The organism is uncultured Amnibacterium sp., assembly GCF_964244015.1.
Taxonomy (GTDB): Bacteria; Actinomycetota; Actinomycetes; order Actinomycetales; family Microbacteriaceae; genus Amnibacterium.
In genome coordinates this window covers 1-6,909 of sequence record NZ_CAXTHO010000142.1, presented here as the reverse complement: position 1 = coordinate 6,909, position 6,909 = coordinate 1, and the positions used below count along the sequence as shown (strand labels likewise).

The following is a 6,909-nucleotide window of genomic DNA, read 5'->3' as shown; positions in this document are numbered from 1 at the left end:
ACCTCGTGGATCGCCCGCGCGATCGTCGGGGCCATCGAAAGCACCTCGAGCTTCGGGAAGTGCTTCTCGGCGGGCAGCGGCAGCGTGTCGGTGACGATGACCCGGTCGATCGCGGGCGATGCGAGCCGCTCGACGGCGGGGTCGGAGAAGATCGCGTGGGTCGCCGCGACGATCACGCCGGTCGCGCCGGCCGCCTTCAATGCCTCCGCACCCTTCACGATGGTGCCGCCGGTGTCGATCATGTCGTCGACGAGGAGGCACATCTTGCCGGCGACGGCGCCGACGATCTCGTGCACGGTCACCTGGTTCGGCACGGCGGGGTCTCGCCGCTTGTGGATGATCGCGAGCGGCACGTCGAGGGTGTCGCTCCAGATGTCTGCCACGCGGACGCGGCCCATGTCGGGCGACACGACGATCAGGTTCGCGGGGTGGACCGTGCGCTGGATGTGCTCGACGAGCACCGGCATCGCGAACAGCTGGTCGAGCGGGCCGTCGAAGAAGCCCTGGATCTGCGCGGCGTGCAGGTCGACGGAGATGATCCGGTCGGCGCCCGCCGTCTTGAAGAGGTCCGCGACGAGGCGGGCGGAGATCGGGTCGCGGCCCCGGCTCTTCTTGTCCTGCCGCGAGTAGGGGTAGTACGGCACGACCGCGGTGATGCGCTTCGCAGAGGCGCGCTTCAGCGTGTCGATCATGATCAGCTGCTCGATCAGCCACTCGTTCACCGGTCCGGAGTACGACTGGATCACGAACGCGTCGCAGCCGCGGACGCTCTCCTCCATCCGCGTGTAGATCTCCCCGGAGGCGAAGGTGCGCGCCTCGACCGGGAGCAGGGAGGTCTCGAGCTCTTCCGCGACCTTCTGCGCGAGCTCGGGATGGGAGCGGCCGCTGATGACGACGAGACGCTTCTCGCCGACGGACTTGATGCCGGTCACGGGGTGGGGTCCTCCTGCTGCGCGCCCTGGGATCGGGCGGCGGTCGTGGCGGCGTCGGTACCGGGCCGATGCGACTCGACCCAGCCTTCGATGTTGCGCTGCGGCGCCACGTTCACGGCGAGCGCCCCGGCGGGCACGTCCTTGCGGACGACCGTGCCGGCACCCGTGTAGGCGCCGTCCCCGATGCTAACCGGGGCGACGAAGACGTTGTGCGACCCGGTGCGCACCGCGGAACCGACGGTCGTGCGGTGCTTGTGCACCCCGTCGTAGTTCGCGGTGATGGTGTTCGCGCCGATGTTCGAGCGCTCCCCCACCTCCGTGTCGCCGATGTAGGAGAGGTGCGGCACCTTCGATCCGGCGCCGATCACCGCGTTCTTCGTCTCGACGAAGGTGCCGATCTTGCCCGACGCGCCCAGCCGAGTACCGGGGCGGAGGTAGGCGAAGGGACCGACGTCGGCGCCGGCGCCGATCACCGCGAGGGTGCCGTCGGTGCGGTTCACGCGGGCGCCCGCCCCGATCTCGCAGTCGACGAGCGTGGTGTCCGGCCCGACGACGGCGCCGCGCTCGATCGCGGTCGCGCGCTGCAGCTGCGTGTTCGGCCGGATCTCGACGTCCTCGCCGATCGTGACGGTCGCGTCGATCCAGGTGGTCAGCGGGTCGATCACCGTCACGCCGGCCAGCTGGTGACGGCGGACGATCGCGTCGTTCATGCGGCGCGCGGCGGCGGCGAGCTGCACCCGGTCGTTCACCCCTTCGACCACGCCCGCGTCCGCGGCCGGCACGGCGATCACGATCTCGCCGGCCTGCAGCGCGAGCGGGATCAGGTCGGCCAGATACTTCTCGCGCTGCGCGTTCTCGGTGCCCACCCCGGCGAGCCGGTGCTGGAGGTGGAGCGACCGGAAGACGTAGACGCCGCCGTTCACCTCGGTGATGGCGCGTTCCTCCGGCGACGCGTCGCGCTCCTCCACGACCCGGAGGAAGGTGCCGTCGCCGTCGCGGATGATCCGCCCGGCGCCGGTCGGATCCGTGAACCGCGCGGAGAGGACCGTCGCGCTGGCGCTGTGCAGCACGTGCTCCAGCAGGAGCGAGCGCATCGTCGTGTCGTCCACATGCGGCAGGTCGCCGTTCACGACCAGGACGTCCCCGTCGAAGTCGCCGAGCGCCTCCACGGCGACCTCGACCGCGCGACCGGTGCCGGGCACGTCGTCCTGATCGACGATGAGCGCGTCCGGGACCTGCTCGAGCGCGGCGGCCGCGACGGCGTCGCGCTCATGCCGCACGACCACGGCCACCCGGGCCGGCTCCAGGCCGCGTACGGCGATGAGCGCGTGGGCGAGCATCGGCAGCCCGGCGATCTCGTGCAGCACCTTCGGGCGGCTCGACCGCATCCGCGTGCCCTGGCCTGCGGCGAGCACCACGACGGCGAGCGGTCGGTCGGAGGAGGCGGGTTGCGGACTCACACGGCTCCTTCGCGTCCAGGCCGACGCCGGTCGGTGCCGGGGCGGACGGGATTCAACCCTAGGCGCGGACGGCTCCGCGTCGGAATCGGGGGCCGTTCACTCCGCGTCGGCGACGAAGGTGACGTTCGTCCACGACTCGGGGATGTGCGTGTCGTTCAGCCCGTGCGGGTTGGCGGCCCAGCCGAGGCCGATGTCGACGCCCGGCTGACGCGTGGCGAGCTGCTCGAACCGGCCGAAGAACATCCGCCAGGTGTCGCCGTCACGGGGCGGGAGCGATCGGGTCCCGGCCAGATCCTGCAGGCTCGTCCAGGGGATGCGCAGCCGGACGGACCAGCCCTCGTCGACCTGGGTCGGGTCGTTCACCTCGCCGTCGACGGTCACGTCGATCTCGAGTCCGCGCAGCCGGTAGTCGAGGAAGGCCCAGCGCGTGCCGCGCGGATGGTCGCCGGACCAGAACGAGGTGGCGGTCCGCTCGTGGTCGCCGCCGAAGCTGTGCGTGGTGGGCGAGTGCACGTCGAAGCGCGGGTCGTCCAGGAATCCGCCGTCCCGCGCGGTGTCCCGCCACAGGTAGAACACCTCGTAGCGCGTGCCGAAGGCGTTCACCTCCAGCTCGTAGTAGCTGTCGCCGCCGTCGATGAAGAGCTCCAGGTCGTTCTCGAAGAAGAGCAGGTCGCCGTCATGGCGGCTCGTCGCCGTGACGAACGGCTCCTGGGCCTCCAGGGTCACGTAGAGGGCGACGTCGTCCCAGGCCACGCGCCCCGTCGTGGCGAACGGGGCCGGTCCTCCCGAGGCGAGGTCCACGAACCGGGGCAGCGGGACACCCGCCGCCCACGGATCGGCGGCAGCTGCGCGCACGGCCCGGTAGTCGATGCCGCGCCAGCCGTACCCGATCTCGTTCGGCTCGGGCACGATCAGACCGACGGCCGAGGAGAGCGGAACACCATGCCGCGAGGCTACGCGACGGGCTCGTTCCGCCTCGAGCCCGACGGGAGCTCCGCCTCCAGGATTCGAACCTGGTCCTCACAGCTCCAAAGGCTGTCGTGCTGCCGTTACACCAAGGCGGATCGGGCGCCCCAAGTCTGCCGCAGTCGACGTGCTGACCCCGCGCTCCGTGCGATCCATGGGAAGACGCGCTACGCATGCACCGTGGCCTCCGTCGCTCCGGCACCCCTCTCGCGTCCCGCCGTCGCGCGGCCGCGGGCGGTGCGCGTCGCGCTCCCGGCGCTGCTCGGGCTGCTGGGGGCAGTGATCGCTGGCGTGCACGTCGACAGCCCGACGATCTGGCGGGACGAGGCCGCGTCGATCACCATGGCGCAGCGGGACTGGCCGGCCTTCTTCGGCACGATCGCGCACGTCGACGCGGTGCACGCGCTGTACTACGCGGGGCTGCACCTGTGGTTCGCCGTCGTGCCGTACTCGCCGTTCACGCTGCGGCTGCCGTCGGTGCTCGCGGCGGGGGCGACGGCGGCGGTGCTCACCGTCCTCGCGAGCCGGCTCGCCGGGCTGCGAGCGGGGATCGCGGCGGGAGCGGCCGCCGCCGTGCTGCCCTCGCTCGTCTGGGCGGGCGGCGAAGGGCGCTCGTACGCGCTCACCGCGCTGCTCGCGAGCGCGACGACCCTCGCCCTGGTGGTGGCGCTCGACGAGCGGAGAAGCCGGCGCCGGAGCGCGGTCGTGTGGGCCGGCTACGCGGCGCTGCTGGCCCTCACCACGGCGCTGTTCGTCGACGCGGTGCTGCTCGGCATCGCGCACCTCGTGACCCTGCTCGTCGTCGGCCACCGGAAGCGGCTCGGCGGCATCGCGGCGATCGCGGTGGCGACGGTCGCCGTCTCGCCCCTGCTGGTCCTCGCCGCGCGGCAGTCGGGCCAGGTCGCCTGGATCGCGATCTACGGCTCGCCGCCGCTCTGGACGGACGGCATCGAGCAGCAGTGGTTCCGCTCGGTTCCGGTCATGACCGGCTGGGCGGCCGTCCTGGCGATCGGGGCGCTCGTCGCCGTGCTGCGGAGGCGGCTGCCCCTGACGGCGCTCGCGATCGCGGTGCCCTGGGCGATCCTGCCGCCCGTCGCGCTCGTCGCGATCTCGCTCGTGCACACACCCGTGTACTGGCCGCGCTACGTCACCTTCACCGCGCCCGCCGTCGCGCTGCTGATCGGCGTCGTCGTGGCCGCGATGCCGGCTCCGCTCACCGGCGTCGCGCTGCTGGTGCTCGCCGCGCTCGCCGCGCCGCAGGTCCAGGCCGACCGGCTGCCACGAGCGAAGGCGGAGAGCGAGATGGCGCTGGCCGCCCGTCTCGTCGCCGGATCGCGGTCAGCGGCCGACGGCGCTGCCGGCATCGTCTTCGGTCAGTACGACCACATCGAGGGGCTCACGACCCGCTTGGAGGCGGTCGCCTACCCCGACGCGTTCGCCGGGCTCACCGACCTGACCGCGCGGGTCCCCCTCCGGCGCAGCACCGAGCTGTTCGGTGCGGACCTCCCGACCACCGCCGCGGTGCCCCGGGCGGCGAGGCTGAACACGGTGTGGATCCTGCTCGACCTCGACGCGGTGCCGAAGACGTTCGTGCCGGCCGCCGCCCTGCGCGCCGCCGGCTTCCACGAGTCGGGCCGCTTCCGCACGACCGGCAGCCTGCTCCTCCGCTGGTCCCGCTGAAGGCTGCGGCCCGAGCGGCCGGGAATGTGGGTGGCCGGGTTCCCGAGGGTCGGTGTCCGTTCCGGCAGGGTGCGCGCGTTCCGGCAGCGGTTTCGGGTCTCTTCCGCTGCCGGAAGCAACCGATGCTGCCGGAACGGACGGGCCGTAGGAATGCGGAGCGGGTGGTGGCGGAAACGGCGCGTTCCCGCCTACACCCGCTCCCCCCTCCTACCCGCGCTCCGCGACGTGCCCTCCTGCGACCCCACCCCTCCACCGTCCCGGCTGCCTGTGCCCGAAACCCGGCCGCTGCCCGGTCTCCGGATCCGCGGACGGGCCTACGCGGATTCGAGGCGCTCGGCGGCCTCGAGCCACTCGAGCTCGAGTGCCTCGCGCTCGGTCTCGCGATCGCGGATCCGGCCCGCGATCGCCTCGAGGCCGACGTAGTCGTGCTGATCGTGCGTCGCGAGCGCGTCGTGGTCGGCCTGCGTCTCCTTCGTCATGCGCTGCATGCGCCGATCCAGGGAGGCGACCCGCTTCTCGAGATCGCGCCGCTCCGAGCCCGACAGGCCGACCGCCCGCACCCCTTCCGGCACGACGACGCTCTCGGCGTCCTCGAGCCCGAGGTACTGGTCGACCCCGCCCGGCAGGTGCCGGAGGCGCCCGCCGACGACCGCGTACTGCTGGTCCGTCACGCGCTCGATCAGGTACCGGTCGTGGCTGACCACGATCAGGGTGCCGGGCCAGGTGTCGAGCACGTCCTCCATCGCGGTGAGCATGTCCGTGTCGAGGTCGTTCGTGGGCTCGTCGAGGATCAGCACGTTCGGCCCGTCGAGCAGCACGAGCAGCAGCTGGAGGCGCCGCTTCCAGCCGCCCGACAGCTCGCCGATGCGCGTCGACAGCTGCGCGGAGGGGAAGCCGAGCCGCTCGAGCAGCTGGCCGGGCGCGAGCTCGACGTCGCCGACCCGGTAGTTGGTCCGCAGCCGGCCGATCACGTCGAGCACCCGGTCGCCCTGCACGTCGGCCAGCTCGTCGAGCTGCTGCGTCAACCGCCGCACCCGCACGGTCTTGCCGTGCTTCACCCGACCGGCGGAGGGGGCGAGCTCACCGTCGATCAGCGCGAGCAGCGTCGACTTGCCCGCGCCGTTCCGGCCGAGGATCCCGGTCCGCTCCCCCGGCGCGATGCGCCACTCGACGTGCTCGAGCACCGGCGCGCCGCCGTACGAGGCCGAGGCGTCGATCAGGTCGACCACGTCCTTGCCGAGACGCGCGACGGCCATGCCGTGCAGCTCGACCGAGTTCCGGGGCGGCGGCACATCCTCGATCAGCTCGTTCGCGGCCTCGATGCGGAACTTCGGCTTCGACGTCCGCGCGGGCGGCCCCCGGCGCAGCCACGCCAGCTCCTTCCGCAGCAGGTTCTGGCGGCGCTCCTCCATCGATCGCGCCTGCCGGTCGCGCTCGAGCCGCTGCAGCACGTAGGCCGCGTACCCGCCCTCGAACGCGTCGACGGTGCGGTCGTGCACCTCCCACATCCGGGTGCAGACGGCGTCGAGGAACCACCGGTCGTGGCTGACGGTGACCATCGCGCCCTGCCCCGACGCCCACCGCGCGTTCAGATGCGCGGCGAGCCAGCGCACGCCCTCGATGTCCAGGTGGTTCGTCGGCTCGTCGAGCAGCAGCACGTCGTGGTCCGTGGTCAGCAGCGCCGCGAGCGCGACCCGCCTCCGCTGCCCGCCCGATAGCGACGCGAGATCCGCGTCCGGATCGAGGCCGTGCAGCAGACCCGAGAGCACCTCGCGGACCCGCCGGTCCCCCGCCCACTCGTGCTCCTCCCGATGGCCGACCACCGCGGCGAGCACCGTGCCGGAACCGAGGCGGTCCTCCTGGTCGAGCAC

General features: G+C 72.6%; 5 protein-coding genes and 1 tRNA gene. 1 reads left to right on the top strand and 5 read right to left on the bottom strand.

The genetic code is table 11. The annotated features are described in order from the left end of the window. From ACFE67_RS13265 to ACFE67_RS13250, 4 genes are all read right to left on the bottom strand, one after another. Positions 1 to 932, bottom strand: a 932-nt coding sequence (locus tag ACFE67_RS13265; protein WP_375407349.1) for a ribose-phosphate diphosphokinase, incomplete at its 3' end; no start/stop codon positions are given. Next, positions 929 to 2,392, bottom strand: coding sequence for a bifunctional UDP-N-acetylglucosamine diphosphorylase/glucosamine-1-phosphate N-acetyltransferase GlmU (gene glmU, locus ACFE67_RS13260; RefSeq protein WP_375407348.1), 1,464 nt, complete (start codon positions 2,390 to 2,392; stop codon positions 929 to 931). The genes ACFE67_RS13265 and glmU, both read right to left, overlap by 4 nt. Positions 2,393 to 2,488: 96 nt before the next feature. Further along, complete coding sequence (locus ACFE67_RS13255; RefSeq protein WP_375407347.1) at positions 2,489 to 3,301, bottom strand: carbohydrate-binding family 9-like protein; 813 nt, start codon at positions 3,299 to 3,301, stop codon at positions 2,489 to 2,491. A gap of 83 nt (positions 3,302 to 3,384) precedes the next feature. Continuing rightward, a tRNA-Gln gene (locus ACFE67_RS13250) sits at positions 3,385 to 3,456 on the bottom strand. A gap of 82 nt (positions 3,457 to 3,538) precedes the next feature. Here ACFE67_RS13250 and ACFE67_RS13245 point away from each other — a divergent pair. Then, positions 3,539 to 5,038, top strand: coding sequence for a hypothetical protein (locus tag ACFE67_RS13245; protein WP_375407346.1), 1,500 nt, complete (start codon positions 3,539 to 3,541; stop codon positions 5,036 to 5,038). A 314-nt stretch (positions 5,039 to 5,352) separates the two neighbouring features. Here the strand turns inward: ACFE67_RS13245 and ACFE67_RS13240 are convergent. Continuing rightward, positions 5,353 to 6,909: ABC-F family ATP-binding cassette domain-containing protein (locus ACFE67_RS13240; protein WP_375407345.1), on the bottom strand; the 1,557-nt coding region annotated here is incomplete at its 5' end.